The organism is uncultured Aquabacterium sp., assembly GCF_913773725.1.
GTDB lineage: Bacteria > Pseudomonadota > Gammaproteobacteria > Burkholderiales > Burkholderiaceae_C > Aquabacterium.
This window is the reverse complement of sequence record NZ_CAJYGK010000039.1, coordinates 1-25,925: the sequence shown is the minus strand read 5'-3', so window position 1 is coordinate 25,925 and position 25,925 is coordinate 1. Positions and strand designations below refer to the sequence as shown.

Below are 25,925 nucleotides of genomic sequence, written 5' to 3'. Positions count from 1 at the left end.
CGCCAACGCTTGGAACTCCGATGCGTTGTTGTAGCAACCGGCGAGAGCGGTGGCCATGAGAACCATGGCGGTAGTGTGCATACGAATAAGGGCGGGCGTCCAATGAGCGGTCTTTGGGCCTAACGCCAATTAGATCCCCCGAAATCTAACTCTTTAGGTTGCCTAAGCCCATCGTCCGTGCGGGGGAAGCCATCTCCCTCTCCACGTGCAACCATGCGTTCCTCGCCCTAGCCCTCTCAGGGCTTAGCCAACCTAACCAAAGACCATCGCTCAGGAGTGCACGCCGTGCACACAACCGTCTCCGCTCCGCCGCCGGTGCGCACCCAACCGCCCAAGTTGATCGACCAACTCCGTGAGCGGCTTCGCACGCTGCACTACTCCCTGCGTACAGAAGACGTCTACGTCGACTGGGTTCGTCGCTTCATCCTCTTCAACGGCCGAAGGCACCCTCGTGATATGGGGGCCCCGGAGGTCGAGGCGTTTCTCACGCACTTGGCTGTCGAGCGAAAAGTCTCGGCGTCCACGCAGAATCAGGCGCGGGCGGCGATCATTTTTCTGTATCGTGAGGTACTTGCCATCGAGTTGCCGTGGCTGCAGTCTGTGGTGTCTGCCAAGAAAACAGTTCGGCTGCCGGTGGTGCTGACCGAGCGGGAAGTCCGAGACGTGCTGCTCCAATTGCAGGGTACGACTTGGCTGATCGCGTCCCTTCTTTATGGAACGGGAATGCGTCTGCTCGAAGGTCTGCGCCTCAGGGTCAAGGACGTCGATTTCGAACGGCGGGAAGTCATCGTGCGCGAAGGTAAAGGCGCCAAGGACCGGGTTACAGTGCTCCCGGAAAATCTCATCCTGCCGTTGAAGGAGCAGCTCAAACTGGCGCAGGCCCTGCACCGGCGGGATCTGGATGCCGGATATGGCGAGGTTTGGCTGCCCGGGGCTTTGGCGCAGAAGTACCCCCGTGCAGGCTACAGCTGGGGCTGGCAGTATGTGTTTCCCAGTCGGGTGCGCAGCGTTGACCCACGCACGGGGATCGAGCGGCGCCACCACATCAGCGAGCAGTCGGTTCAGCGCGCGGTGGCCCTGGCTGCCCAGCGCGCTGGCATTGCCAAGCCCACCTCGCCGCACACTCTGCGGCACAGCTTTGCCACCCACCTGCTGCAGGCCGGCTACGACATCCGCACTGTTCAGGAACTCCTCGGCCATGCCGATGTGTCCACGACGCAGATCTACACCCATGTGATGAACCGCGGAGGCCATGCTGTGCGCAGTCCCTTGGACCGGCTGTGAGCGTCGGCATGGTGCCGTCCTGACCGACAATAGCGGGTTTTGCCGGGCGCGCCCGGCCCGGGGCTGCAGCGGCCCCAAGCTGTTTCAACCCCATTGAGTTCAGGACCGACCGCCGTGACCGGCAATTCCGTCAGCCCCCCGGTGCGCCAGCATGTGGGCCAGGCCCGCCTCATTCGCTTGCTCCAGGATTGGGCGCAGGCCGAGGCGGAGCCTGCGCGCCTTGATGTGGCCGAGCGGCTGAGCGGCTGGCTGGGGGCGATGGACACCGTGACGCTGGATGGTGCGCTGCAGTCCATCGAGGCCTATCCCGGCCGCACCCGCCAGGCCGGCGCGCCACTGGACGCCGCCGCGTTGGAGCAGCGCCTGCACCGCGCCACGCTGGACATCACCGCCTGGTTGACGCCGTCTGTGCCGGCCTCGGCCGCCTTGCCGCCCCGCGGGCAACGCGGGCAGCCCCCTGCAGCGACAACCGCTGACGAGCCCGAGGCCACCTACCCACCCTACTACCAGCGCTATCTGGACCTGCAAAAGCGCATGGACCAGCAAGTGGGCCAGCTGCGGGCAGAAATACGGCAGGCGCTGTCGCGGGGGGTGCCTGCCATGCGCCAGCTCGTTGCCCTGGATGCGGTGATGGAGCAACTGCTGACGCCGCGCGCGCAGAAGCTGCTGGCGTCGGTGCCGGTGTTTTTAGAGCGGCGCTTTGCTTACTGGAGAAATGCACACCAGCGGCAGGTGGCCCAGGACCCTTCCGCGGCCGAGCCCGCCCGGTGGCGCGCGCCGGGTGGGTGGGTGCATGCCTTCGAACACGACATGCGCGAGATGCTGCTGGCCGAGCTGCATCTGCGTCTGCGGCCCGTCCTTGGCCTGGTCGAGGCGGCCCGCAATGAACACAAGCAACACACATGAGTAAGAACGTCATCGCCATCGTCTTCGCGCTGGGCCTGCTGGCCATCGGCTGGACGGCTTACGGATTCCTGGGCACCAACCACCTGGCACTGGGCATCACCGTGCTGATTGCCGCGGTGTATGCCCTTGGCGGCTGGGAGCTGCGTCAGTTCCGGGGGGCAACGGCCACCCTGGTTGCCGTGGTGCAGTCGCCGGGCGTGCCGACCGATCTGGACACGTGGCTGGCGGCGGTGCACCCTGCCTTGCGCCCCGCTGTGCGGGCCCGCATCGAGGCCGTGCGCGCCGCCCTGCCCGGCCCGGCGCTGACGCCCTATCTGGTGGGCCTGCTGGTGATGCTCGGCATGCTGGGCACCTTCCTGGGCATGGTCGTCACGTTCAAGGGCACGGTGTTCGCGCTGGAAGCCTCGTCCGATCTGGCTGCCATCCGCACCGCGCTGGCCGCGCCCATCAAGGGTCTGGGCATGTCGTTCGGGACCTCGGTGGCCGGTGTGGCGGCCTCGGCCATGCTCGGGCTGATGTCGGCGATCAGCCGCCGGGAACGGCTGGAGGCCGTGCGCCTGCTGGACGCCCGCATCACGACCGACCTGCGCGCGTTCACGCAGGCACAGCGCCAGGATGACACCTTGAAGACCTTGCAGGCGCAGGCCGCGGCCATGCCGCAGGTGGTGGATCGGTTGCAGTCGCTCATGGACACCATCGAGCAGCGGCAGGCACAGCTGCACGAGCAGTTGCTGGCGCAGCAACAGCGGTTTCATCAGGAAGCGGGCACCGCTTACAGCGCCCTGGCGGAGTCCGTGGGCGCGTCGTTGACGAACAGTCTGTCGGCCAGCGCGCGCCTGGCTGGCGAGGCCATTCGCCCGGTGGTGGAGACGGCCATGGCCGGCATCACCCAATCCACAGAAGCCACGCACCAGCGGCTGGTGGCCCACACGCAGACCGAGTGGCAGACGCTGCTGACCCGCTGGCAGGCCACGGCCGATGGCCTGGCCGAGCGCTGGACGCAGGTGCTGCAGCAACACGAGCAGGCCAGCGCCGGCACGGCCCGCAACCTGGACGGCATGCTGCAAGGGCTGGTGACGCGGTTTGGCGAGCAAGCCGGTGCCCTGGTGCAGACGGTGCAGGCGACGGCCACCCGCGCGCAGGCGGATCAGGCTGCCGCCGATCAGGCAAGGCTGGCTGCGTTCCATACGGCACTGACCAACGCGGGCGACCAGTTGGCCGCCGAGTGGCAGCAGGTGGGGGCCCGCACGCTGTCGCAGCAACAGGCGGTATGCGAGGCGTTGGAGCGGTCGGCGGGCCAGATTTCCGAGCGGGCCAGTGCCCACGTGGCACAGACGCTGGAAGGCGTCACACAGTTGCTCGGCCAGTCTGAAGCCTTGGTGCAGTCGCGCATGGCGTCCGAGGCGCAGTGGGCGGCGCAGCAGCAGGCCTTGATGGCCGATCTGTCGGGCGTGTGGAAGGCCGAACTGACGGCGCTGCGCGAGCAAGAGGCCGAACAGGGGCGTGCGGCGGTGGCGCGCCTGGAAGGACTGGAGGCGGCGGTGGCACAGCATCTGGCCACGCTGGGCTCTGCGCTGGAAGCCCCGATGGCCCGCCTGATGCAGACGGCCTCCGAGGTGCCGCAGGCCGCGGCGCAGGTGATTGCCCAGTTGCGTCAGGACATGGCCGTCATCAGCGAGCGAGACAACGCGGCCCTGGCCGAGCGCAACGCGATGATGGCCCAGCTGGGTGAGCTGCTGGCCCGCATCAACACCGCGGCCGATGCCCAGCGTGCGGCGATCGAATCGCTGGTGGGCTCGGCCGCCGAGGTGCTTCAGCAGGCGGGCGCCCGCTTTGCGGACGCCTTGGCTTCGCAGGCCGGGCAGGTGGACGAGGTGGCCGCCCGCGTGGCCGCGAGTGCGGTGGAGCTGGCCAGCCTGGGCGAGGCCTTCCACCAGGGCGTGGGCCTGTTCAGTGCCAGCAACGAGAAGCTGGTGGATGGCCTGCAGCGCATCGAAGGCGCGCTTGCGCAGAACCTGAGCCGCAGCGACGAGCAGCTGGCGTACTACGTGGCCCAGGCGCGTGAGGTGATCGACCTGAGCATCTCGTCGCAACAAGGCATTGTGGAAGACCTGCGGCGACTGCATGCGCAGGCCGGTGCAGCGGGCGCGGCCGGCACAGGAGCGGCTGGATGAGCGATCTGGACGACCGCGACGACGGCGTCGAGCAGACTGCCCCGGTTTGGGCGGTGTTCGGCGACCTGATGGCGGGCCTGCTGGGCGCCTTCGTGCTGGTTCTGGTGGGCATGCTGCTGGTGCACATGGAGCTGGCCACGAACCTGCAGCAGGAAGTCGCCAAGCGCCGTCAGGAAGAACAGCGTCGCATGGCGCTGGAGCAGGCGCTCGCCGGGCCGCTGGCCAGTGGCCGCGTGACCGTGACCAACGGGCGCATCGGCATCAGCGGCAGCGTGCTGTTCGCGGCAGGCTCGGCCGAATTGCGGCCGGACGGGCGCCAGCTGCTCAAGAGCCTGGTCCAGCCCTTGAAGGTGTACCTGGGTGAACGCAATGAACTGCTGATGGTCAGCGGCTTCACCGACGACAAGCTGGTGCGCAGCGACAACCCGTTTGCCGACAACCTGGAGCTGTCCGCACAGCGGGCGCTGACCGTTACGCGGGCCCTGATTGCCGAGGGCATGCCGTCGGCACAGGTGTTCGCGGCGGCTTTCGGTGCGGAGCAGCCGGTGGCGCCCAATGTGGACGAGGCCGGGCGCGCCCGCAACCGCCGCGTCGAGATGGCGCCCGTGCCCCGCGCGTCGGGCGTGAAGGTGGCCGAGCATGAATGAGGGCGTGCTGGCCGAGTTGCAGGCCCAGGGCGCCGACCAGCGTGATCCTGTGCGCTACCACTACCTGGCGGCGCTGCTCAAGCGCATGGCAGGCCAGCCGGAATCGGTGCAACGGCTTCTGGCGCCCCGCGTGGAGGCCGCTGTGGCTGCGCTCGCTCCGCCGCCGCAGCCCTTCCCTACCCCGGCCGCCCCGTCGGCAGATGGCGCGCGGGCCCTGGCCCGCCTCAACCAGTATCTGCACGAGCGATCCCGCGAGGAGCCGGTCACCTTGCTGCCCGGCGAGGAACCCAGCGCGGCGTCGATGAAGAGCGTGCGCCGCTTCAGCGAGGTGTGGTCGAAGATCGCGGCCGAGCAGCAGGTGTCCCAGGCCGTGGCCCGAGGGCCGGAGAACGCCGGCCCGCTCAATTCGCACCGGCTGATGCTGCGCGCACTGGGCCTGATGCGGGGCCTGTCGCCCGACTACCTGCGGCGGTTTCTGGAACAGATGGACGCCCTGCTCTGGCTGGATCAGGCCACCCGGCGGCCCGGGCAGGCAGAGGGCAAGGACGGCAAGGCCGGTCGCCGCGCGGCGCCCCGCAAGGGCTGAGCGCGGGCCTGCGGCTCACGCTTGTGGCGCAGGCTGTGCGGCCAGGGTGCCGCGCAAGGCCTGCCCGATCAACGGCCACAGCGCCCTGTGCGACGAGCGGAACCAGTCGATGTGGCCGATGGCCTTCAATCCATGCTGGGCCGGCGTGACCGGCACGGCGTGGCGTGGGGCGGCGGGCAGCGTGCGCAGCAGGTCGGCCACCGTGGCGGGCGTGGCAATGTCGTCGTCGGTGGCGTGCAGCACCGTGATCGGTGTGGTCACGGCAGCGTGGAAGTCGCGGTCGGGGGTGTGCCTGACGGCGTTGGTGGCGTAGCCGCCTGCAGCGCACCACTGCCCCCATTGCGTGGCCACCGTGGCTGGCAGGTCCTCGCCCAGGCCGATCTTCGAGCACGGTGCATAGCCCTTGAGCCGGATGCCCAGCGGAAGAAAGGCCCCGAAGGCAAAGCGCGCCTGCATGCGGAAGCCGGGACGCATGCCCTGGAACCATCCGGTGGAGGCGGCCACGCCCACCGCACGCGCGACCCGGCCATGGTTGGGCAGCAGGCCCAGCATCTGAGCGCCGGCACTGTGGCCCACCAGCAGCACCTGGGGCTGGCCGGTGCGCGCCACCAGCCAGTCCAGCGCGGCTGTCTGATCCTGTTGACCCCATTCGGCCAGCGTGGCGCGGCAGGACTTGAGCGGCCCGTGCAGCGACAGGCCCACGCCGCGGTAGTCGAACACCAGCACGTCGTGGCCCTGCTCCGCCAGCCAGGCGGCAAAGCGGAAATAGAAGTGCTGGCGCACCCCCGTGGCGGGGCACAGCAGCACCGGCTCGTGGCGGGAGGCGGCGGTGGCGCGCACGAAGTGGCCGGTCAGCACCGTGCCATCCTCACAGGCAATGGTCACCCGCTCGGGGGCCTGGGTGTCATGCGACATGGTCGTCTCCTTCTTGGGGTGCACGCGGCAACTGGCGCACATGCGCGAGCCAGCGCGCCACCGTCTGCAGTTCCGCGTCGGTGAAACCGTCTGCCAGCTGCTGGTTCACGCGGTGGGTGGTGGATGTCATCCGGGGCAACAGGGCCCGGCCTGCGGGCTGCAGCCACACGCGCTGGGTGCGCCCGTCGTGTTCGCAGGGCCGCCGCTGCGCCCATCCCAGCACCTCGGTGCGCTGCACCAGGCCGGACACGGCGGGCGGCTCCAGGTCCAGCAGCTGCGCAAGCTGGCCCATGGTGACGCCATCCGACTTCGCCAGTGCGAACAGCACACCGCTCTGGGCCGGCGTGGGCATGGGCGTGCCTGCCTGATCGGCCGCCGTGGCCTGTTCGGCGGCAAGCCACTGCTGCAGGTGGCGTTGGGCGCTGTTGAGCAGAAAGATGAGCTTGGGACGGGTCGACATGGGTGCTTTTATTTCGCATGCGAAATATATCACCGAGCTGAACGACCGCAAGATCCGGGATGTTCGCGGTCGGGTCGCGTGCGAACATCCAGCGTGGACTGCAAACCGACCCAGACAAGGCCGACCCCGATGCCCGACCCCAACGACCTCGCCCGGACGGCCCACGCCGAGCTGGTGACACGGCTGTGTCGCCACATCGAGTGTGCGGAGACGGAGCCCAGCCTGAGCGAGCTGGCCTCGCTGGCCGGGATGAGCCCCCACCACCTGCACCGGGTGTTCAAGGCCTGCACCGGGGTCACACCCAAGGCCTATGCCCTGGCCCACCGCGCGCGCAAGGTGCGGGCCGAGCTGGGGCGCAGCGACCGCGTCACCGATGCGATCTACGAGGCCGGCTTCGGCGCCAGCAGCCGCTTCTACGAGCACGCGCCGGCGCTGCTGGGCATGACCCCTTCGGCGTTCCGCGCCGGCGGTGCGGCCACCACCATCCGGTTCGCCCTGGGCCGCTGCTCGCTGGGGGAGATCCTGGTGGCCGCCAGCGCGCGGGGCATCTGCGCCATCCTGCTGGGCGACGACGCCCAGGCGCTGCTGCAGGCGCTGCAAGACCAGTTCCCCCAAGCCGAACTGGTGGGCGCGGATGCGGAGTTCGAGCAATGGGTGGCCCAGGTTGTGGGGCTGGTGGAGGCCCCTCACATCGGGCTGGACCTGCCGCTCGACATCCGCGGAACGGCGTTCCAGCAGCGGGTGTGGCAGGCCCTGCGGGAGATCCCGGCGGGCACCCGGGTCAGCTACACGGAACTGGCCCGTCGCGTGGGCCAGCCCAACGCCGTTCGTGCCGTGGCCAGCGCGTGCGCGGCGAACACGCTGGCCGTGGCCATTCCCTGCCACCGTGTGGTGCGCACCGACGGATCCTTGTCGGGCTATCGCTGGGGCGTGGCGCGCAAGCAGGCCTTGCTGGAACGCGAGCAGCGCGCCGAAGCCCCGGTGCAGGATGACCTGTGGGCTGGGCGGACCGCCTCAGAGACCTGACCAGGGGGCGGCCGGCGGCGCCGTGCGTGCGGCCTCGGCCCAGGCTTCGAAGCACGCACTGGCGGGCGTGACCTCACCGCAGCGATCGGGGCGGTAGCCTTCCAGCCGCTGCAACAGCGCCTGGCACGCGGGGCTTTGCAACAGGGTGATCAACGTGTTGGCCGCAGGCGAGGCCCGCACGCCGGGCGGCATCAGCAGGCCGTAGCACTCGGTCTGCACCGGAATGAACTCGAGGCCGAACCGGCGCGCCGAGGTTTCCACGCCGAAGCCCACATCGGCCATGCCGCTGGCCACGTAGGCGGCGATGGCGGAATGCGTATGCTCGCCCGTGGGCCCGTGTGACACGGCAGACGGGTCCAGCCCACGCGCCTGCAACAGCGTCTCGAGCAGCAGCCGCGTGCCCGAACCTTGTGCCCGGGCCACGAAGCGCACGTCGGGCCGCAGCAGATCGGTCAGTCCGTCGATGTGCAGCGGGTTGCCCGCCTTCACCATCAGGCCTTGCCGGCGCGTCACCATGTGCACGTACAGCCAGTCGGGATCGAGGCAGCGTGCGTGATGGCGAAGCACGCTGGCCTGTAGCGGGCCGATGGGCAGATGCAGGCTGGCCACGTCGGCCAGTCCGGCGCGCAGCGCGGCCAGCGCCTGGCTGCTGTCGGTGTAGCGCCATTCCAGCGGCGTGTCGGCTTCTGTGAGCAGGCGCTGCAGCACCTCGATCGCAAAGCCGTGGCTGGCAAACACGCGCAGCGGCCGGGCCACGTCGCTGAGCACGCGATGGAGCTCGGCCTGCAGCTCGAAGGCCACGCTGTCGAGCTGCGGCCGCAGGCGCGCTTCAAAGCGGCGTTGCGCCCACACCAGCGCCTGGCCCAGCGCCGTCAGCTGGGATCCCTTGCCCCGCGCCTTCACAACCAGCGGAGCGCCCATGGCCGCCTCGGACTCTTCCAGCAGGCTCCATGTGTGGCGGTACGAAGCCCCCGCAGCCTTGCACGCGGCCGACAGGCTGCCATGCCGCTCGACTTCGGCCAGCCAGAACATGGCGCGCGCCGGCAGCGGCTGGCCGGTGGGGCCGGTGATGTGCCAGGCCGGCTCAAGGTGAACGGAAAGGGGTTTCATATGCTGTGTGAGGCATATTCTATCGGCGCTTCACCGCTTATTGCGCTATGGCGATCAGGTGCCTACAGTCTCATGCCTGCCAGTGCATATATCCCTCCCCTCACCTGATCCTCCGTGCGGCCATGAGTGAAGCCAAGATCCAGTTCTACAAGGGCCCCGCCGGGGGCTGGGGCGCGTTGCGCAGCGTCGCGCGCCAGCTGTTGCAGCACCGCATTGCAGCCAAGGGCACGCGCACGCTGCTGTCGGCCAACCAGCCGGATGGCTTCGATTGCCCGGGCTGTGCCTGGCCCGACCGACAGCACGCGTCCAGCTTCGAGTTCTGCGAGAACGGCGTGAAGGCCGTCGCGGCCGAGGCCACGGCCGACCGGGCGACGCCCGAGTTGATCGGCGCCCACACCGTGACCGCGCTGCGCAGCTGGAGCGACCATGACCTCGAGGCCATGGGCCGGTTGACCGAACCCATGGTCTATGACGCGAGCACGGACCGCTATCGCCGCATCGACTGGGACGATGCCTTCGCGCTGATCGCGCAGCATCTGCAGCGGCTGGCGTCGCCTGATGAGGCGATCTTCTACACCTCGGGACGCACCAGCAACGAGGCGGCCTTCCTCTACCAGCTGTTCGTGCGCGAGTACGGCACCAACAACTTCCCGGACTGCTCGAACATGTGCCACGAGCCCAGCGGCATGGGCCTGAAGGGCAGCGTCGGCGTGGGCAAGGGCACCGTCACGCTGGACGACTTCGAACTGGCCGACTGCATCCTCATCTTCGGCAAGAACCCGGGCACCAACCACCCGCGCATGCTGGGCGAGTTGCGCGCTGCCGCGCGCCGGGGGGCTCGCATCCTGAGCTTCAACCCGCTGCGCGAGCGCGGCCTGGAGCGTTTCGCCGATCCGCAAAGCCCGGTCGAGATGCTGAGCGGTGGCGCCACGGCCATTTCGTCCGACTACTTCCAGCTCAAGGTGGGCGGCGACATCGCCCTGATCAAGGGCATCATCAAGCACCTGCTGGCGCTGGATGAAGAGGCCCGCCTGCGCGGTCTGCCGGCGGTGATCGACCCGGCCTTCATCGCCGAGCACACGCAGGGCTTCGAGGCGCTCAAGGCCGATGTCGAGGCCGAGGACTGGTCGCTGATCGAGCGCGAAAGCGGCATCTCACGTGACCGCCTGCTGCACGCGGCCCAGGTCATCGCGCAGGCCAAGGGCGTGATCGCCTGCTGGGGCATGGGCATCACCCAGCATCGCCATGGGGTGGGTGGGGTGCAGATGATCGCCAACCTGCTGCTGCTGCGCGGCATGGTGGGCCGACCCGGCGCCGGCCTGTGCCCGGTGCGGGGCCACAGCAATGTGCAGGGCGACCGCACCATGGGCATCTACGAGAAGCCGCCTGTGGCCCTGCTGGATCGGTTGGCCAGCGTGTATGGCTTCGAGCCCCCGCGCCATGAGGGCTTTGACACGATTGGCGCGATCGAGGCCATGCGCGACGGGCGTGCGTCGGTGTTCTTCGCCATGGGTGGCAACTTTGCGGCCGCCACGCCGGACACGCCCACGACCTGGGCGGCGTTGCAGCGTTGCGCGCTGACCGTGCACGTGGCCACCAAGTTCAACCGCAGCCACACGGTGGTCGGGCGGGAAGCGCTGGTGCTGCCTTGCCTGGGTCGCACCGAGATCGACCAGCAGGCGGCCGGCCCCCAGCACGTCAGCGTCGAAGACTCGATGAGCATGGTGCACCTGTCGGCCGGCATCAACCCACCGGCCTCGCCGCACCTGCTGTCCGAGCCGATGATCGTGGCGCGCCTGGCCACGGCCACCCTGCCCCACAGCCGTGTGCCCTGGATGTGGCTGGTGGAGGACTACGACCGCATCCGCGACCACATCGAGTCGGTGTTCGACGACTTCAAGGACTTCAACCGCAAGGTGCACCAGCCCGGGGGCTTCCGGCTGCGCAACACGGCCAGCGAGCGGGTGTGGACCACGCCATCGGGCAAGGCCCAGTTCGTGGTGCACGCGATTCCGGTGGACACACGGGTTCATCAGGCGCGGGCCTCGGCGGCGGAGACCGATCAGGTGGGCGCCGCGGTGTTCACACTCACCACGGTGCGCGCGCACGACCAGTACAACACCACCGTCTACGGGCTGGACGACCGGTATCGCGGGGTGTTCGGGCAGCGGCGCGTGGTCTTCATCCATGCCGAAGACCGGGCCATGCTCGGTCTGGCCGAGGGGGCCGCGGTGGACCTGATCGGTGCGGCATCCGGTGACGACCAGGTGCGCGAGGCGCCCGGCTTCCGCCTGGTCGATTACGACATCCCACGGGGGTGCGTGGCGGCATACTACCCCGAAACCAATGTGCTGCTGCCGCTGGCCAGCCACGCCGTGGGCGCCCGCACACCGACGTCGAAATCCATTCCGGTGCGGCTGCGGCCCGCTCAGTACGCCCTGCCCGAGGTGGCGTGATGACGGTGGAGGTGCTGGCAACGCCCTCGGCCGGTGGCGTGGGCCACGTGCAGGTCACGCGACATGGTGACGGGGCGTCGCGTCATGCGCTGAGCGACGTCGTCATCGACGAGCAGCCCGTGGCGTTGGTCTACAACGGCCTGTCGCATGTGGTCATGATGGCCACGCCGCTCGATCTGGAGGACCTGGGCGTCGGGTTTTCGCTGTCCGAGGGGCTGCTGCATTCGGTGGCCGAGTTGCGCGGCATCGAGGTGCAGCACGGGCCGCTGGGCGTGAGCGTGCAACTGGAGGTCTCGCCCCGCGCCTTTGCCAGGTTCAAGGACACGCGCCGCCAGCTGGCCGGCCGCACGGGTTGCGGCCTGTGCGGCGTGGAAAGCCTGCAGGCCTTTCACAACGCCCTGCCCCGGCCCGCACCCGGCCAGCCGCATCGCGCCACGGTGTACACCGCGGCGATCGGGCGTGCCTTCCGGGCCCTGCCTGATCTGCAGGTGCTGCAGGCGCAGACAGGAGGCTGCCATGCCGCGGCCTGGAGCACGCCGGCCGGGCAGCTGAGCCTGGTGCGCGAGGACGTCGGCCGCCACAACGCGCTCGACAAGCTGATCGGCGCGCTGGCCCGCGCGGGCCAGGACCCGGCGCACGGCCTGGCGGTGGTGTCCAGCCGCGCCAGCTATGAAATGGTCAGCAAGTGCCTGCGCGCCGGCATCCCGGGCCTGGCGGCCATCTCCGCCCCCACGACCCTGGCCGTCCGCATCGCGCAGCAAGGCGGACTGAGCCTGTACGGCTTCTGCCGCAACGGCTCGGCGGTGCAGTACGCCTGACGGGCGTCAGGCGGCCACCGGGGTGTAGCCAGCGTCTTCGATCGCGGCGCGCACGGCCTCGGCATCGGCCTGGGCGGTCTCGACCTGAACCCGGTGCTGGGCCAGGTCGATCTCGACGCGGGCCTGGCTGTCGAGCGCCTGAATGGCCTTGGTGATGGTGGCGGCGCAATGGCCGCAGGTCATGTCGTCAACGCGGTAGGCAAGCATGAAGGCTCCTTGTGCGGTCTGTGGCCATACTGTGCACCTTCCCATGGAGGGAAGGTCAAGGCGTAGACTCGGGGCCGTGTGTGATTCGGAGGCAGCGATGCTCAACATCGGTCAGGCCGCAGCGGCATCCGGCGTGTCGGCCAAGATGATCCGCCATTACGAAGCCATGGGCCTGCTGCCTGCGGCGCGGCGCACCGAAGCCGGCTATCGGCAGTACGGCGATGGCGACGTGCAGACCCTGCGCTTCATCCGCCATGCGCGGGATCTGGGGTTCTCCTTGCCCGACATCGGCAAGCTGGTGGGCCTGTGGCAAGACCGCACCCGCCCGAGCCGGGAGGTCAAGGCGCTGGCGCAGACCCACATCCGCCAACTGGAGGCCAAGGCCCGCGAGCTGCTGGCCATGAAGTCGGCGCTGGAGCACCTGGTGCAGGGCTGCCGAGGGGATGACCGACCAGACTGCCCGATCATCGAGTCGTTGGCCGCCGACGGCGCCGTGGTGCCCTGCCCGGGGCACCCCGCTCCGTGTCTCAGTTCGCCCCCATCGGCGGCTTGAACCCCCGCAGCCGCAGCGCGTTGCCCAGCACGAACACGCTGGACAAGGCCATGGCACCCGCCGCGAACACCGGCGACAGCAGCACGCCGTAAGCGGGGTACAGCACCCCCGCAGCCACCGGGATCAGTGCCGTGTTGTAGGCGAAGGCCCAGAACAGGTTCTGCCGGATGTTGCCGATCGTCGCCTTGGACAGCGCGATGGCATTGGGCACGCCCTGCAGGTTGCCCGACATCAGCACGACGTCGGCCGCTTCCATGGCCACGTCGGTGCCCGTGCCGATGGCCAAGCCCACATCGGCTTCCGCCAGCGCGGGCGCGTCGTTGATGCCGTCGCCCACATAGGCGATGCGGCCGTGTTCGGCTTTCAGCCGCTGCAGCGTGGCCACCTTGCCCTGGGGCAGGACCTCGGCCACCACCTCGTCGATGCCCAGGCGGGCGGCGATGGCGTGGGCCGTGCGGGCGTTGTCGCCGGTGATCATGGCCACCTTCAGGCCCAGCGCGTGCAGCGCGGCGATGGCCGCGGGTGTGCTGGGCTTGATCGGATCGGACACGGCCACGATGGCTGCGAGCTGGCCATCCACCGCCGCATACAGCGGCGACTTGCCTTCGCCGCCCAGTTGCTCGGCCGTGGCGGCAAAGGCCGCGGTGTCGACCCCGATCGAGGCCATGTACCGGTCGGCACCCACGTCGACCCGGTGGCTACCCGCCGTGGCGCGCACGCCCATGCCGGTGACCGATTCGAAGGTGTCCAGGACCGGCAGCGGCAGGCCTTCCGCCTGGGCGGCTTCGACAACGGCCCGTGCAATCGGGTGCTCCGAGCGGGATTCGACGGCCGCCATGAGGCCCAGCACGGCGGCCCGCTCGAAGCCGGGCGCCAGCGCCAGATCGGTCATGGCAGGGCGGCCCTCGGTGAGCGTGCCAGTCTTGTCCACGGCCACCACGCGCGCGTCTTTCAGCAGCTGCAGAGCCTCGCCCTTGCGGAACAGCACGCCCAGCTCGGCGCCCCGGCCTGTGCCCACCATGATGGACGTGGGTGTGGCCAGACCCATGGCACAGGGGCAGGCAATGATGAGCACGGCCACGCCATTGACCAGCGCGTGGCTCAGTGCCGGCTGCGGGCCCCAGACGAGCCAGGCCCCGAAAGTCAGCAAGGCCACGCCCATCACCGCGGGCACGAACCACAGCGTGACCTGGTCGACCACGGTCTGGATCGGCAGCTTGCCGCCTTGTGCCTGCTCGACCAGGCGGATGATTTGGGCCAGCACGGTCTGCCCGCCCACGGCGGTGGCACGCAGCGTCAGCGCACCCTGCTGGTTCACCGTGCCGCCCACCACGGCGGCGCCCACGGTCTTTTCGACCGGAATGGGTTCGCCCGTCACCATGGACTCGTCGACAAAGCTGTGGCCTTCCAGCACCTCGCCGTCCACCGGAATGCGCTCGCCCGGCCGCACCTCCACCACGTCGAAGGTGGCCACCTGGTTGAGCGGCACATCGACCACGCCGCCATCGCGGCGCACGTGGGCCACTTTGGCCTGCAGGCCGACCAGCCGCTGGATGGCCTGCGAGGTGCGTCCCTTGGCGCGGGCTTCCAGAAACCGCCCCAGCAGGATCAGCGCCACGATGACCGAGGCCGCTTCGTAGTACACGTTCACGGTGCCTTGAGGCAGCAGCGTGGGCACGAAGGTGGCGACCAGCGAATAGCCGTAGGCCGCGAGCGTGCCCACGGCCACCAGCGAGTTCATGTCGGGCGCCAGCTTGACCAGTGCGGGCAGGCCCTTGGCATAGAAGCGTCGGCCCGGCAGCAGCATCACCAGGGTGGTCAGCACCCACTGCAGCAGCCAGCTGTTGCGGATGCCGATGTGGCCGGCCACCCAGTGGTGCATGCCCGGGATGATGTGCGAGCCCATCTCGAGCACGAACACGGGCAGGGCCAGCGCGGTGGCCAGCAGCAGATCGCGCTGCAGACTCTGGCGTTCGGCATCCTTGCGCTGTGTCGTCTCATCGCCGTGAGGATCGGCCAGCGGGTCGACCGGGGTGGCCGCGTAGCCCACCTTGGCGATGGCCGCCACCAGGGCGGCCGGGTCGACCACGCCCCGCACCACGGCGCGCTCGGTCGCCAGGTTCACCGCGGCCTCGGACACGCCGGGCACCGCCTTGAGTGCGCGCTCGACGCGACCCACACAGGACGCGCAGCTCATGCCCTCCACCGCCAGCTCGATCGTCTGTGCCGGGATGGTGTAGCCCGCCCGCTCGATGGCCTGCACCAGTGCCTGACGGTCGACCGGGGCGGCGCCTGCGGGCTGCACCACGGCCTGTTCGGTGGCCAGGTTCACAGCCACCTGGCCGACACCCTCGACCTTCTGCAGGGCTTTCTCGACACGGCGCACGCACGACGCGCAGGTCATGCCCTCGATGGGCAGGGTGATGGGCGTGGCCGGCGCGTGAGCGGCAGCGGCGGACAGGGGGGGAGAGGCCGGGGGTGACATGGACTCACACCTTAAACCTTCCCCCCGCGGCAAGGTCAAGCAGGGTGCTTCGGCCCCGTGGCGCTGTCGACGAACAACTGGCCCAGCATGCGCAGGCGTTCCTCGATCTGAGATTCCAGAATCTGCGTGCCCAGGATCGACTGGCCGATCAGCGTGGCATAGAAGATGTCGGCCCGGTGCCGGGCCTCGGACAGGCTGCAGCCCAGCGCCGTGAAGCACTGCGCGATGTAACCCAGGCGCTGGTTGTCGACTTCGGCCACGACGAGGCGGGCGGCCTCATGCCGCCGGGCCCACTCGCGGATGGCCATCTCGACCGACGACGCATGGGCCGCGGTGCGACCGTGGTACGGCAGAGCCAGCAAGCCTTTCAGCATCTCGCCCGGGGAGTTGCTGCCCAGGGTGAAGCGCTCGATCACGCGCTCGGTGGTGGTCTTGCGCCAGTGCTCCAGCAGGCGGCCGAGCAGATCGTCGCGGTCTTCGAAGTGCCAGTAGAAGCTGCCACGCGTGACGTTCATCCGCTTGGCGAGCACATCCACCCGGACGGCATCGATGGTTTCCGTGGCCAGGACGGTCAATGCCGCGTCGATCCAGTCTCCCGGTCCGAGCACGGCCTTTGGTGCGGCCCCCCGTTTCGTGCGGACCGATGCCCGGCGCCGTACCGAGGGAGATTGCGCTTCAGCGTTCATGGGTGCCGATTCTATCTGCCCCGGCCCCGGCGCCCTGCGGCGGGCGTCGCGGGCGCACCCTCCGCGCCACCCGCTGCAAATCAAAACACATGTGTACGGTTTGAGCGCATTCTGGCGGGCTGGCAACCTAGGGAAATCACTATATGTTGATCTTCGTCAAGCATGCGCCATACACATACACATCTGTATGTGGTGTGGCGTGAACTACCCCGACATCGGCAAGACCCTCATCGCCGCCGACCACAAGACCAACTACTTCGACCAAGGCACCGGCATGAGTGTTAACCTGGGTATGCGGACGGTGGCACCATGCATATATGCATGGCGAAGGCCGGCGCCTTGTCGGCGGTGACTAGTCTCTGGCGAGGGTCTGCGCAGCTTTTGACAGCCCGCCGAGCACGGTGTCGGCCACGCGCTGAGAGAAGTTGGGCGGCAGGGCTGCGGCCACGTCGTCGATCACCTGCGGGGTGCGCGCCACGATCTCCTGGATCAGCGCCTCGGCATCCGGCCCGTAGCCCACCTTGCGGGCTGTTTCGTTGAAATGCCGCCGGTGGATGCGCGCCATGTCGTAGTGCCGGTTCTTGCCCAGCAAGGCCATCGCGAGCTTCAGCCCGTGTGGCGACCACTGGTTCGGGCCGTCGCCCAGCACGGGGTAGGCCGACATGATGTCGTACAGGCCCGTGAGCTGAAAGCGCCCGCGCGGCAGGATGTGGATGCTGAAGTTCTTGGCATGACCATCGGGCGCGCGCAGCAGCCAGAACAGCACCTGCGTTGCCATCAGGGTGCGCATGTCGGTCTCCGCCCGCGCCGATTGCCGCAGCACATCGAACAGGGTCTGCAGGCCGGGTCCGCCATCGGCCTCGTACTTCAGCCAGGGCGAGCACCCGGTGACCTGGCAGAAGTCTTCCTGCAGCAGGCGCATCCACCAGGACCCATCGGGCGCCAGGCGGCGGTCGATGCGCGTCACCACCAGCACCCGCTGCGACCCGAAGGTGGCGATCTCGACGTCCGGGACTTCCAGCCCGTATGCGCGCATGAGCCGCATGCACAGCCATTCGTTGTCGACCGAGGTGCGGAAGTCGGCCTGGCGGCCGCCGATGAGGCCCAGTGGCAGCTTGAGGATGTGGGTGGTGGGGGTGGCGCCGTGGGGCTTGAGCCATTGGCCCTGCCAGCGCAACAGCGCGGTCTTCTCCTGCGCGCCGGCCAGCGAGATGCGCATGTCCTCGTCCGGCGAGCGGGCTGCGGCCATGCCGGCCGGGCTGACGACGTCGCGGAGGTGCCGCTCGATGTCGTCGTCGCTGAGCGGGGTGCCGTCGATGCGTGTGACGTCTTCGGGCGCGGCGTGCTCGTCCAGCAACTGGACGGCGCCCACGCAATCGCGCCCGATGGCGGCCAGCAGGTCGAACGGCGCGGTGGAGGCCGTGCGGAAGCGCTCGGCCACGCGGCGGCGGATGGCGTCGCTGTCGGGCAGCAGGTTGTCGAAGTAATGGGCGACGGCCGGGCCCTTCAGCGGCCGGTTGTCGAGCGTGAACGGCAGCGACAGCGAGAGCGGGCGCCCGCGTTCGGATGCGACCCAGTCGGGCTCGTACTGCAGCTGCATGTCGCCCCGGGCCAGCAAGGTCCAGGTGGCCGCGCGCACGCCATTGATCCAGATGCCCAGGCTGCGGCTGTGCGACTTGCGGCCCATGGTGTGCTCACCAGTCTGCGGTGGCGGTGGGGTCGGGCGCGGTGCCGGAAGCTGCCCGGGCCCCGACCGACCATTCCAGCCCCAGCACGGCGGACCAGGCCAGCAGTTGCGCCATGCTGAGCTCCTCGGCATGGGCCTCGAGGTGTGACACGCGCGACTGGCTCAGCCCCAGCCGGGACGCGAGCGCCGCCTGCGACAGCTTGCGGGCCTGCCGGGCGGCTTTGAGCACCTGGCCCAGCTGGGACGGTGTCAGGATGAGCGTGGGGGCGACGGGCATGGACGGGCAGACAGAAGCCCCAATTTATTCGTATTTCAGATAAACGTCAAATATCTGAAAGACAGATAAACGGGCTTTATCTGAATACCGGATAAGCCCTCTTCCAGGACCTCAAGCGGACGGCGCCCCGAGGCCCGACACCGGCGTGGCCGCAGGGGCCATGTGATCCCGTTGGGCCAGTTCGGGGAACAGCCGTGTCCAGGCCACCGCGACCAGCATGGCGCCGACGCCACCGGCCACGACCGAGCCGACCGGGCCCCACAGGGCGGCGGTGGCGCCGGATTCGAATTCGCCGAGTTGGTTCGAGGCCCCGATGAAGATCGAGTTGACGGCCGCCACGCGACCGCGCATGTCGTCGGGCGTTTCCAGTTGCGTGAGGGTCAGGCGCGTGACCACGCTGATGTTGTCGGCCGCGCCTGTGGCGGCCAGGGCGACCATCGACAGCCAGAAGCTTTCGGACAGGCCGAACACCACCGTGGCCAGCCCGAAGGCCCCCACGGACAGCAGCAGACGCCGTCCCACCTGGCGCTGCAGGGGCCAGCGTGTCAGCACCACCGACATGGTCAGCGCGCCCACGGCCGGCGCGGCCCGCAGCAGCCCCAGCCCGGACGCATCGGTGTGCAGGATGTCCCGCGCGAACATCGGCAACAGTGCGGTGGCCCCGCCCAGCAGCACGGCGAACAGGTCCAGCGTGGTCGCACCCAGCACGACTTTCTGCTGTCTGACGAACCTCAACCCCGAGAACAGCGACGCCCAGGTCATGCTTGCCCGGTGCACCGAGCGGGTGTAGTGCACCGCGAGCGCCAGCATGGTCGACAGCGTCAGCAGCGCCACGCAAGTGCCGTACACCAGCGTGGCGCCGTGGGTGTAGAGCACACCGCCCAGCGCCGGGCCGCTGATGATGGCGATTTCCATCCCGCTGGAACCCAGTGCAATGGCCCGCGGCAGCAGTTCACGCGGCACGAGCAACGGCGGCAGCGCCTGCTGGGCCGGCATCTGGAAGGCACGGGCCAGGCCCAGCAACACCGACAGGCCGAGGATCATCTCCCGGCTGACTTGCCCCGTCAGCGTGCCCCACATCAGCGCCGCCGCCACAAGGCCTTGCGTGGCCGTGGTGGCCGCGAAGATGCGGGCGCGGTGGTGGCGGTCGGCGATGTGCCCGGCCGGCAGCGTCATCACCAGGGCCGGCACGAACTGGAACAGGCCGACCAGACCCAGATCCCATGGGCTGCCGGTCAGGTCGTACATGTGCCAGCCCACGGCCACCATCAGCATCTGGTTGGCCATGACGCCCTTGAGGCGCGCGATCCAGAAGCGCATGAAGGCGCGTTGGGCGAGCAGTTCGCCGTAATGCCGTGTCAACCAGGTCATGTGTGAGGTCCAAAGAAGAATGCACCGGCCCTCTGTGGCCCTTGTGGGACCATTTCCAGGCTGGTGCACCTTCGATTGTGCCGGACGGGGTTGAGCGCGGTGTACCGCGGGACTTTTCGGTGAAGCTGACCGTCGCCCTGCTCCGCCTTGATGCATGCTTTCCGGATGAACGAGACTCCCCGCGACTTCCTTCAAGCCCTGTTCCAGGCCGCGATCGCAGCCGCGCAACCGGCGCACTGCGTGCCGCCGCACTTGCCACGCCCGCCGCGTGGGCGCTGCATCGTCATCGGAGCCGGAAAGGCGTCTGCCGCCATGGCGCAGGCCGTCGAGGCGCACTGGCCCGGTCCCTTGAGCGGGCTCGTCGTCACCCGATATGGCCATGGGGGGCCATGTCGGCACATCGAGATCGTCGAGGCCGCGCATCCCGTGCCGGACGAGGCCGGCCTGCTTGCCGCGCAGCGCATGCTGGATCTGGTGTCCGGACTGACGGCCGACGACCTCGTGCTGTGTCTCATCTCGGGCGGTGGCTCGGCGCTGCTTCCCCTGCCCTTGCCCGGCCTCACGCTGGCCGACAAGCAGGCGGTCAGCCGGGCGCTCTTGCGCTCGGGCGCCACCATCAGCGAGATGAACTGCGTGCGCCGCCACCTGTCGGCCATCAAAGGCGGCCGTCTGGCTGCGGCATGCCACCCGGCAAAGGTGGTCACGCTGTTGATCTCTGACGTGCCGGGCGACCCTCCCTGCGACATCGCCTCCGGCCCCACGGTGGGGGACCCCACGACGTGCGAGGACGCGCGGGCCATCCTCCGTCGGTATGGCATCGTGGTGCCCGAGGCCGTTCAGGCCTTGCTGGATACGCAAGCCGCTGAATCGATCAAGCCGGACGACCCGCGTCTGGCGGGCTGCGAGACCCGCATCATCGCCACCCCGCAGCAGTCACTGGAGGCCGCCGCGGCTGTCGCACTGGCCGCGGGCGTTCAACCCCACATCCTGAGTGACAGCATCGAGGGGGAAGCCCGTCATGTGGGTCAGGTGCTGGCCGCGCTCGCCCGTCAGGTGGCGCGCCATGGCATGCCGTTCACGCCGCCGTGTGTGCTGCTCTCGGGCGGCGAGACCACGGTGACGGTGCGCGGCGAAGGCCGCGGGGGGCGGAACGTCGAGTTCCTTCTGTCCCTTGGGGTGGCGTTGAACGGCTTGCCCGGCGTGCACGCCCTGGCGGGCGACACGGACGGTGTCGACGGGCAGGAAGAGATCGCGGGCGCCTACCTGGCCCCGGACAGCCTGCAACGCGCCTGGGCGGCGGGCATCCGGCCGCGTGACAGCCTGGATCGCAACGATGCGCACAGCTTTTTCGGGGCCCTTGGCGATGCGATCGTGACGGGCCCGACGCTGACCAACGTGAACGACTTCCGCGCCATCCTGATCACGTCGTCGTGACGGGAGGCGTTGCACCTATGGCCTTCATAGAAATTGTCAGGTTGAGCCGGTGGCCCGTGACTTCTAGACTTTTGAAGTCGTCACACGTTACAGGAGACCAGACATGTCAACAGAAGCAAAGTGCCCGTTCGCGGGCCACGCCGGGGAAGCGAAGCCGGCCATGGGCGCCCCCCGCACGAACCGCGACTGGTGGCCGAACCAACTGAACCTGGCCATCCTGCATCAGCGCTCCGAACTGTCCAACCCGATGGGCGAGGACTTCAACTACGCTGAAGCGTTCAAGAAGCTGGACCTAGACGCTGTGGTCAAGGACCTGCATGCCCTGATGACCGACTCGCAAGATTGGTGGCCGGCGGACTGGGGCCACTACGGCGGCCTGTTCATCCGCATGGCCTGGCACTCGGCCGGCACTTACCGCATCCACGATGGCCGTGGCGGTGCGGGCAACGGCTCGCAGCGTTTCGCGCCGCTCAACAGCTGGCCGGACAACGGCAACCTGGACAAGGCGCGTCGCCTGCTGTGGCCGATCAAGCAGAAGTACGGTCGCGCGCTGTCCTGGGCCGACCTGATGATCCTGGCCGGTAACGTGGCCCTCGAATCCATGGGTTTCAAGACCTTCGGCTTTGCCGGGGGCCGTGAAGACATCTGGGAGCCCGAACTCGACATCAACTGGGGCTCGGAAACGGAGTGGCTGGCCACCAGCGACAAGCCCAACAGCCGCTACAGCGGCCAGCGCGACCTGTCCAACCCGCTTGCGGCCGTGCAGATGGGGCTGATCTACGTGAACCCGGAAGGTCCCGATGGCAACCCGGATCCGGTGGCCTCGGGCCGCGATGTCCGTGAGACCTTTGCCCGCATGGCCATGAACGACGAGGAGACCGTGGCCCTGGTCGCCGGCGGCCACACCTTCGGCAAGGCCCACGGTGCGGGAGACCCCAAGCTGGTCGGCCCCGAGCCCGAGGGCGCCTCGATCGAGGAACAGGGCCTGGGCTGGACCAACCGGTTCGGTAGCGGCAAGGGCGTGCACACCACCACCAGCGGCATCGAAGGGGCGTGGAAGCCGAACCCGACGAAGTGGGACAACGGCTACTTCGACATGCTGTTCGGCTACGAGTGGGAGCTCACCAAGAGCCCGGCGGGCGCCCACCAGTGGACGCCGAAGAACTGCAAGCCCGAGCACCTGATCCCGGATGCGCACGACCCGTCGAAGAAGCATCCGCCGATGATGACGACGGCCGACCTGTCGTTGCGCTTCGATCCGGCCTACGAGCAGATCTCGCGCCGGTTCTGGCAGAACCCCGACCAGTTCGCCGACGCCTTCGCCCGCGCCTGGTTCAAGCTGACCCACCGCGACATGGGCCCGCGTGCCCGCTACCTTGGCAAGCTGGTGCCCAGCGAAACCCTGATCTGGCAGGACCCGGTTCCGGCCGTGGACCATCCGCTGGTGACCGACGCCGATGTGGCTGCCCTGAAAGGCCAGATCCTGGCGTCGGGCCTGACGGTGTCGCAGCTGGTTCGGACCGCCTGGGCGTCGGCATCGACCTTCCGCGGCAGCGACAAGCGCGGTGGCGCCAACGGCGCACGCATTCGCCTGGCTCCTCAGAAGGACTGGGAGGTGAACGACCCAGCCGACCTGGAGGTGGTGCTGGGCAAGCTCACCGGCATCCAGCAGGCCTTCAACGCCGCCCGGACGGACGGCAGGAAGATCTCGCTGGCCGACCTGATCGTGCTGGCGGGAGGCGCGGCCATCGAAGCGGCGGCCAAGGCGGCAGGGCAGGACATCACCGTGCCCTTCACCCCGGGGCGCACGGATGCGACCCAGGACCAGACCGACGTCGATTCGTTTGCCGTTCTGGAGCCCGTGGCCGATGGCTTCCGTAACCATGCCCGGGCCGGTCTGGATGGTTCGGTGTCGGAGCGCCTGCTGGACAAGGCACAACTGTTGACGCTCACGGCCCCGGAGATGACCGTGTTGATCGGCGGGCTGCGCGTGCTGGGTGCCAACACGGGCAACGCCCCGCACGGCGTCTTCACCCACCGGCCCGGCGTGCTGACGAACGACTTCTTCGTCAACCTGCTCGACATGCGGACCGCCTGGCAGAAGTCGGCGTCCACGCCGGGTGTGCTGGAAGGCCGTGACCGCGCCACGGGCGAGATCAAGTGGACCGCCACGGTGGTCGACCTGGTCTTCGGGTCGAACTCGCAGTTGCGCGCCCTGGCCGAGGTCTATGGCAGTCAGGACGCACAGCAGGCCTTTGTGGCCGCCTTCGTGGCCGCGTGGACCAAGGTGATGAACCTGGATCGCTTCGATCTGGCCTGATGACGTGAGGGGCGGGCTGCAAGGCCCGCCCGAGCGGTGGCATGATTTCCAGCTTGATCTGGATGAAGTGACACAGCATGTCCCGCTTGTTCATGGAACGTCAGCGGCTTTACGCCGTTTCGCCCGCCCATGGCCGTGCATCGGCCGAAGACCCTGCCCTGTGCCTGCTGGATGAAGCCGGCCGGACCCGGGCGCTGGTGCTGGGCCTGGCCCACCCGGCTGACTGGGTGGCCATGGCGCGCGTGTGGGAAGGGGTGCAGAACGACCTGGGCTGGCCCGCCCCCGCCATCGCCGTGGATGGCCGGGAGGGCCTGCAACTGTGGTTCTCGCTGGCCGAGCCCGTGAGCGCCATGCAGGCCCAGGGCCTGCTTCAGGCGCTGGTCACCCGCTACCTGCCCGATGTGCAGGCTCGTCGGCTGAGCCTGTGGCCTCGGTCGACACCCTTGGTCGAGGGCGAGTCCCCGTCGCCCATCTCTCACGCCAGTCCGGTTCCTGCCGAGCATGCCGGCGGGCAGTGGTCCGCCTTTGTGTCGCCGGGGCTGGCACCTGTCTTTGCCGACACGCCCTGGCTGGACGTGCCACCGGGCGCAGAAGGGCAAGCCGATTTGCTGGCCGGACTTCGGTCGGTGGACGGGGCGCTGCTCGAACACCCCATCGCCGGCCTGAATGCCTCTTCGGCGTCTGCATCCCTGCGCATCGCGCGGGACAGCGCCTCAGCGCCCGGGCCTGCGGGCGTTGCAGTGGTCGCTCCGATGGCGACCGAGTCTGCGGCCCACCCGGCCGCCGTGTCAGACACCGAGCCGCGCGACTTCCTGCTGCGGGTGATGCGGGACGAGCAGGTGGACCTGGCCTTGCGCGTGGAGGCGGCCAAGGCCCTCCTGCCCTACATGGCGCCGCATCGGACCTGATCGACATGAAGCCCGGGTGAGTCGCCGGTCTGACGCGGTGGGTGCAACATTTCAATAAATGTGGAATAATGGAATCATGGAAGAGAAAGAAGTCATCCTCTCGCTGTCCGCCCTGGCCCAACCGGTGCGGCTGCGCGTGTTTCGCGCCCTCGTGGTGGCCGGCCCGCAGGGCTTGACCCCGGGCGCGCTGGCCGAGCAGCTCGCCGTGGCGCCGACCACCCTCTCCTTTCACCTCAAGGAGTTGATGTTCGCCGGCCTGGTCAGCCAGGAGCGCGATGGACGGCATCTCATCTACCGAGCCGAGTACGCCCACATGAACGGCTTGCTGGGCTACCTGACCGAGCACTGCTGCCAGGGGCAGCCGTGTACCCCTCCCCCACCGGCCTGTGCCGCTTGCTGAAAGGAGCGCGCGATGAAGCGATTCCACGTTCACGTCCACGTGACGGATCTGCCCCGAAACATCGATTTCTATTCGAAGATGTTCGGTCAGGCGCCGGCCCGCGTCGAAGCCGACTACGCCAAGTGGATGCTCGACGATCCGGCTGTGAACTTCGCCATTTCCACCCGCGGCCACGGGCAGACGGGACTGGATCACCTTGGCATTCAGGTGGATGACGAGGCCGACCTGCATGCGCTGAAGGCGCAGGCCCAGGCGGCCGATCTGGCCCTCGTCGATGAAGGGGCCACCACCTGCTGCTATGCCCGCAGCGACAAGCACTGGGTGGTGGATCCCCAGGGCCTGCCCTGGGAGCACTTCCGCACGCTGGGCAGCATCCCGACCTTCCGTGAGGCCCCTGACGCCACGGAGGTCGCGGCGCAAGGCAGCGCCTGCTGTGCGCCTGCTGCGCAGGCTGCCCCGGCGCCTTCCGCCACCACCGACAGCGCCTGCTGCACGCCTGTGGCGCGCGTGGGGATCGCGTCGATTCCTGTCAAGCAAGCCGGTACGGGCTGCTGCTGATTCTCGTCAAGGCCTGACCCGCATGACCGTTCACGTTCTGATCCTCTGCACGCACAACTCCGCCCGCAGCGTGCTGTCCGAAGGGATGCTCAACCATCTTGCCCGTCAGCTGGGCCAGGATGTGCGGGCCCACAGCGCGGGCAGCGCGCCGAGCGGACGGATCAACCCGTTCGCGCTCGAAGCCTTGCACAACGCCGGGGTGGACACCGAGGGCTACCGCAGCAAGAGCTGGGACGAGTTCACCGGGGCGGATGCACCGCCCCTGTCCATCGTCATCACGGTGTGCGACAGCGCGGCCGCCGAAGCCTGTCCGGTCTTCTTCGGAGGACAGGGGCAGCCGGTGAAGGTGCACTGGGGCTACCCGGACCCGTCGAACGCCGACGGGGGCGACGAGGGCAAGCGCCGCGCGTTCGAGTTGACCCGGCAGGCCATCGGCTACCGCATGCTGCAGCTGCTGGCCCTGCCTCTTTCCACCCTGACGCCGTCGCAGCTCCATGCCGAGCTCGAGCGGATCGGCCGCAGCTGAACCAGGGGTGATCTCGGTTCCGGTGCAAAAACTCCCGCCTCCAACTACGCGTTAACCCTGACCCTTCAGAGGGCGCCATGAACGGTCTATCCACCGCACCTGATCCCCTATAGTTGAAGTCCATCAAACGG

General features: G+C 68.8%; 24 protein-coding genes. 15 read left to right on the top strand and 9 right to left on the bottom strand.

All coding sequences use genetic code 11. From position 1 onward, the window contains the following. The first annotated feature begins 285 nt into the window (after nt 1-285). The 5 genes from QZ709_RS04655 to QZ709_RS04635 all read left to right on the top strand — a co-directional run bounded on the left by QZ709_RS04655 (nt 286) and on the right by QZ709_RS04635 (nt 5,597). Nucleotides 286-1,284: an integron integrase gene (locus QZ709_RS04655; protein WP_294636156.1), complete on the top strand. Its 999-nt coding sequence runs from the start codon at nt 286-288 to the stop codon at nt 1,282-1,284. Between the two features lie 114 nt (nt 1,285-1,398). Next, the gene (locus QZ709_RS04650) at nt 1,399-2,190 is read left to right on the top strand and encodes a DUF3348 family protein (RefSeq protein ID WP_294636155.1); all 792 of its coding nucleotides are present in this window, start codon (nt 1,399-1,401) and stop codon (nt 2,188-2,190) included. Then, a complete protein-coding gene (locus QZ709_RS04645) occupies nt 2,187-4,364 on the top strand; it encodes a DUF802 domain-containing protein (RefSeq protein ID WP_294636154.1) in 2,178 nt (725 codons plus the stop codon). Before QZ709_RS04650 ends, QZ709_RS04645 begins: the two co-directional genes overlap by 4 nt. Beyond that, nucleotides 4,361-5,011 (top strand): OmpA family protein, encoded by a 651-nt coding sequence (locus tag QZ709_RS04640; protein ID WP_294636153.1) that lies wholly within the window; start codon nt 4,361-4,363, stop codon nt 5,009-5,011. The genes QZ709_RS04645 and QZ709_RS04640 overlap by 4 nt, the downstream gene beginning before the upstream one ends. Beyond that, nucleotides 5,004-5,597 (top strand): DUF2894 domain-containing protein, encoded by a 594-nt coding sequence (locus QZ709_RS04635; RefSeq protein WP_294636152.1) that lies wholly within the window; start codon nt 5,004-5,006, stop codon nt 5,595-5,597. Before QZ709_RS04640 ends, QZ709_RS04635 begins: the two co-directional genes overlap by 8 nt. Nucleotides 5,598-5,612: 15 nt before the next feature. On the opposite strand, the gene QZ709_RS04630 is transcribed toward QZ709_RS04635, so the two are convergent. Together QZ709_RS04630 and QZ709_RS04625 are read right to left on the bottom strand one after the other, a co-directional pair. Next, the gene (locus QZ709_RS04630; protein WP_294636151.1) at nt 5,613-6,512 is read right to left on the bottom strand and encodes an alpha/beta fold hydrolase; all 900 of its coding nucleotides are present in this window, start codon (nt 6,510-6,512) and stop codon (nt 5,613-5,615) included. Further along, nucleotides 6,502-6,972, bottom strand: a complete 471-nt coding sequence (locus tag QZ709_RS04625; RefSeq protein ID WP_294636150.1) for a MarR family transcriptional regulator — start codon at nt 6,970-6,972, stop codon at nt 6,502-6,504. The genes QZ709_RS04630 and QZ709_RS04625 overlap by 11 nt, the downstream gene beginning before the upstream one ends. A gap of 129 nt (nt 6,973-7,101) precedes the next feature. Here QZ709_RS04625 and ada point away from each other — a divergent pair, with 129 nt between their 5' ends. Continuing rightward, entirely contained in the window at nt 7,102-7,998 is an 897-nt protein-coding gene (gene ada / locus QZ709_RS04620) for a bifunctional DNA-binding transcriptional regulator/O6-methylguanine-DNA methyltransferase Ada (RefSeq protein WP_294636149.1), read from the top strand. Here ada and QZ709_RS04615 read toward each other — a convergent pair. Then, the gene (locus tag QZ709_RS04615; RefSeq protein WP_294636148.1) at nt 7,987-9,108 is read right to left on the bottom strand and encodes a substrate-binding domain-containing protein; all 1,122 of its coding nucleotides are present in this window, start codon (nt 9,106-9,108) and stop codon (nt 7,987-7,989) included. The genes ada and QZ709_RS04615 overlap by 12 nt on opposite strands. A gap of 122 nt (nt 9,109-9,230) precedes the next feature. On the opposite strand from QZ709_RS04615, the gene QZ709_RS04610 reads away from it, so the two are divergent. Next, entirely contained in the window at nt 9,231-11,564 is a 2,334-nt protein-coding gene (locus QZ709_RS04610; protein ID WP_294636147.1) for an FdhF/YdeP family oxidoreductase, read from the top strand. Continuing rightward, nucleotides 11,564-12,382: a formate dehydrogenase accessory sulfurtransferase FdhD gene (gene fdhD, locus QZ709_RS04605; RefSeq protein ID WP_294636146.1), complete on the top strand. Its 819-nt coding sequence runs from the start codon at nt 11,564-11,566 to the stop codon at nt 12,380-12,382. Before QZ709_RS04610 ends, fdhD begins: the two co-directional genes overlap by 1 nt. A 6-nt stretch (nt 12,383-12,388) precedes the next feature. On the opposite strand, the gene QZ709_RS04600 is transcribed toward fdhD, so the two are convergent. Then, the gene (locus tag QZ709_RS04600; RefSeq protein WP_294636145.1) at nt 12,389-12,589 is read right to left on the bottom strand and encodes a heavy-metal-associated domain-containing protein; all 201 of its coding nucleotides are present in this window, start codon (nt 12,587-12,589) and stop codon (nt 12,389-12,391) included. A 97-nt stretch (nt 12,590-12,686) separates the two neighbouring features. Here QZ709_RS04600 and cueR point away from each other — a divergent pair, with 97 nt between their 5' ends. Beyond that, nucleotides 12,687-13,142, top strand: coding sequence for a Cu(I)-responsive transcriptional regulator (cueR, locus tag QZ709_RS04595; protein WP_294636144.1), 456 nt, complete (start codon nt 12,687-12,689; stop codon nt 13,140-13,142). On the opposite strand, the gene QZ709_RS04590 is transcribed toward cueR, so the two are convergent. The 5 genes from QZ709_RS04590 to QZ709_RS04570 all read right to left on the bottom strand — a co-directional run bounded on the left by QZ709_RS04590 (nt 13,117) and on the right by QZ709_RS04570 (nt 19,648). Next, nucleotides 13,117-15,627: a heavy metal translocating P-type ATPase gene (locus QZ709_RS04590; protein ID WP_294636143.1), complete on the bottom strand. Its 2,511-nt coding sequence runs from the start codon at nt 15,625-15,627 to the stop codon at nt 13,117-13,119. The two genes, cueR and QZ709_RS04590, sit on opposite strands and share 26 nt — an antisense overlap. A 35-nt stretch (nt 15,628-15,662) precedes the next feature. Continuing rightward, nucleotides 15,663-16,235, bottom strand: a complete 573-nt coding sequence (locus tag QZ709_RS04585) for a TetR/AcrR family transcriptional regulator (protein ID WP_294636142.1) — start codon at nt 16,233-16,235, stop codon at nt 15,663-15,665. Between the two features lie 430 nt (nt 16,236-16,665). Further along, nucleotides 16,666-18,000, bottom strand: a complete 1,335-nt coding sequence (locus tag QZ709_RS04580) for a type II toxin-antitoxin system HipA family toxin (RefSeq protein ID WP_294636141.1) — start codon at nt 17,998-18,000, stop codon at nt 16,666-16,668. A gap of 7 nt (nt 18,001-18,007) precedes the next feature. After that, on the bottom strand, nt 18,008-18,277 hold the full coding sequence (locus QZ709_RS04575; RefSeq protein ID WP_294636140.1) for a helix-turn-helix transcriptional regulator: 270 nt from the start codon (nt 18,275-18,277) through the stop codon (nt 18,008-18,010). A gap of 111 nt (nt 18,278-18,388) precedes the next feature. Further along, entirely contained in the window at nt 18,389-19,648 is a 1,260-nt protein-coding gene (locus tag QZ709_RS04570) for an MFS transporter (RefSeq protein WP_294636139.1), read from the bottom strand. Between the two features lie 165 nt (nt 19,649-19,813). Here QZ709_RS04570 and QZ709_RS04565 point away from each other — a divergent pair, with 165 nt between their 5' ends. The 6 genes from QZ709_RS04565 (at nt 19,814) to QZ709_RS04540 (ending at nt 25,794) form a co-directional block, all read left to right on the top strand. Further along, nucleotides 19,814-21,082 (top strand): glycerate kinase, encoded by a 1,269-nt coding sequence (locus QZ709_RS04565; protein ID WP_294636138.1) that lies wholly within the window; start codon nt 19,814-19,816, stop codon nt 21,080-21,082. A 103-nt stretch (nt 21,083-21,185) separates the two neighbouring features. Then, nucleotides 21,186-23,402, top strand: a complete 2,217-nt coding sequence (gene katG / locus QZ709_RS04560; protein WP_294636137.1) for a catalase/peroxidase HPI — start codon at nt 21,186-21,188, stop codon at nt 23,400-23,402. Nucleotides 23,403-23,479: 77 nt separating this feature from the next. Continuing rightward, nucleotides 23,480-24,310 (top strand): hypothetical protein, encoded by an 831-nt coding sequence (locus QZ709_RS04555; protein ID WP_294636136.1) that lies wholly within the window; start codon nt 23,480-23,482, stop codon nt 24,308-24,310. Between the two features lie 76 nt (nt 24,311-24,386). Beyond that, a complete protein-coding gene (locus QZ709_RS04550; protein WP_294636135.1) occupies nt 24,387-24,710 on the top strand; it encodes a metalloregulator ArsR/SmtB family transcription factor in 324 nt (107 codons plus the stop codon). Between the two features lie 12 nt (nt 24,711-24,722). Next, a complete protein-coding gene (locus QZ709_RS04545; RefSeq protein ID WP_294636134.1) occupies nt 24,723-25,268 on the top strand; it encodes an ArsI/CadI family heavy metal resistance metalloenzyme in 546 nt (181 codons plus the stop codon). Nucleotides 25,269-25,290: 22 nt separating this feature from the next. Further along, nucleotides 25,291-25,794, top strand: coding sequence for an arsenate reductase ArsC (locus tag QZ709_RS04540; RefSeq protein ID WP_294636133.1), 504 nt, complete (start codon nt 25,291-25,293; stop codon nt 25,792-25,794). The last annotated feature ends 131 nt before the right edge of the window (nt 25,795-25,925 follow it).

Bases quoted from the DNA above. Each gene is read 5' to 3' on its own strand.
- QZ709_RS04645 (WP_294636154.1), top strand. From the start codon at position 2,187: ATGAGTAAGAACGTCATCGCCATCGTCTTCGCGCTGGGCCTGCTGGCC.
- QZ709_RS04640 (WP_294636153.1), top strand. From the start codon at position 4,361: ATGAGCGATCTGGACGACCGCGACGACGGCGTCGAGCAGACTGCCCCG.
- QZ709_RS04635 (WP_294636152.1), top strand. From the start codon at position 5,004: ATGAATGAGGGCGTGCTGGCCGAGTTGCAGGCCCAGGGCGCCGACCAG.
- QZ709_RS04630 (WP_294636151.1), bottom strand. From the start codon at position 6,512: ATGTCGCATGACACCCAGGCCCCCGAGCGGGTGACCATTGCCTGTGAG.
- QZ709_RS04625 (WP_294636150.1), bottom strand. From the start codon at position 6,972: ATGTCGACCCGTCCCAAGCTCATCTTTCTGCTCAACAGCGCCCAACGC.
- ada (WP_294636149.1), top strand. From the start codon at position 7,102: ATGCCCGACCCCAACGACCTCGCCCGGACGGCCCACGCCGAGCTGGTG.
- QZ709_RS04615 (WP_294636148.1), bottom strand. From the start codon at position 9,108: ATGAAACCCCTTTCCGTTCACCTTGAGCCGGCCTGGCACATCACCGGC.
- QZ709_RS04610 (WP_294636147.1), top strand. From the start codon at position 9,231: ATGAGTGAAGCCAAGATCCAGTTCTACAAGGGCCCCGCCGGGGGCTGG.
- fdhD (WP_294636146.1), top strand. From the start codon at position 11,564: ATGACGGTGGAGGTGCTGGCAACGCCCTCGGCCGGTGGCGTGGGCCAC.
- QZ709_RS04600 (WP_294636145.1), bottom strand. From the start codon at position 12,589: ATGCTTGCCTACCGCGTTGACGACATGACCTGCGGCCATTGCGCCGCC.
- cueR (WP_294636144.1), top strand. From the start codon at position 12,687: ATGCTCAACATCGGTCAGGCCGCAGCGGCATCCGGCGTGTCGGCCAAG.
- QZ709_RS04590 (WP_294636143.1), bottom strand. From the start codon at position 15,627: ATGTCACCCCCGGCCTCTCCCCCCCTGTCCGCCGCTGCCGCTCACGCG.
- QZ709_RS04580 (WP_294636141.1), bottom strand. From the start codon at position 18,000: ATGGGCCGCAAGTCGCACAGCCGCAGCCTGGGCATCTGGATCAATGGC.
- QZ709_RS04575 (WP_294636140.1), bottom strand. From the start codon at position 18,277: ATGCCCGTCGCCCCCACGCTCATCCTGACACCGTCCCAGCTGGGCCAG.
- QZ709_RS04570 (WP_294636139.1), bottom strand. From the start codon at position 19,648: ATGACCTGGTTGACACGGCATTACGGCGAACTGCTCGCCCAACGCGCC.
- QZ709_RS04565 (WP_294636138.1), top strand. From the start codon at position 19,814: ATGAACGAGACTCCCCGCGACTTCCTTCAAGCCCTGTTCCAGGCCGCG.
- katG (WP_294636137.1), top strand. From the start codon at position 21,186: ATGTCAACAGAAGCAAAGTGCCCGTTCGCGGGCCACGCCGGGGAAGCG.
- QZ709_RS04555 (WP_294636136.1), top strand. From the start codon at position 23,480: ATGTCCCGCTTGTTCATGGAACGTCAGCGGCTTTACGCCGTTTCGCCC.
- QZ709_RS04550 (WP_294636135.1), top strand. From the start codon at position 24,387: ATGGAAGAGAAAGAAGTCATCCTCTCGCTGTCCGCCCTGGCCCAACCG.
- QZ709_RS04545 (WP_294636134.1), top strand. From the start codon at position 24,723: ATGAAGCGATTCCACGTTCACGTCCACGTGACGGATCTGCCCCGAAAC.
- QZ709_RS04540 (WP_294636133.1), top strand. From the start codon at position 25,291: ATGACCGTTCACGTTCTGATCCTCTGCACGCACAACTCCGCCCGCAGC.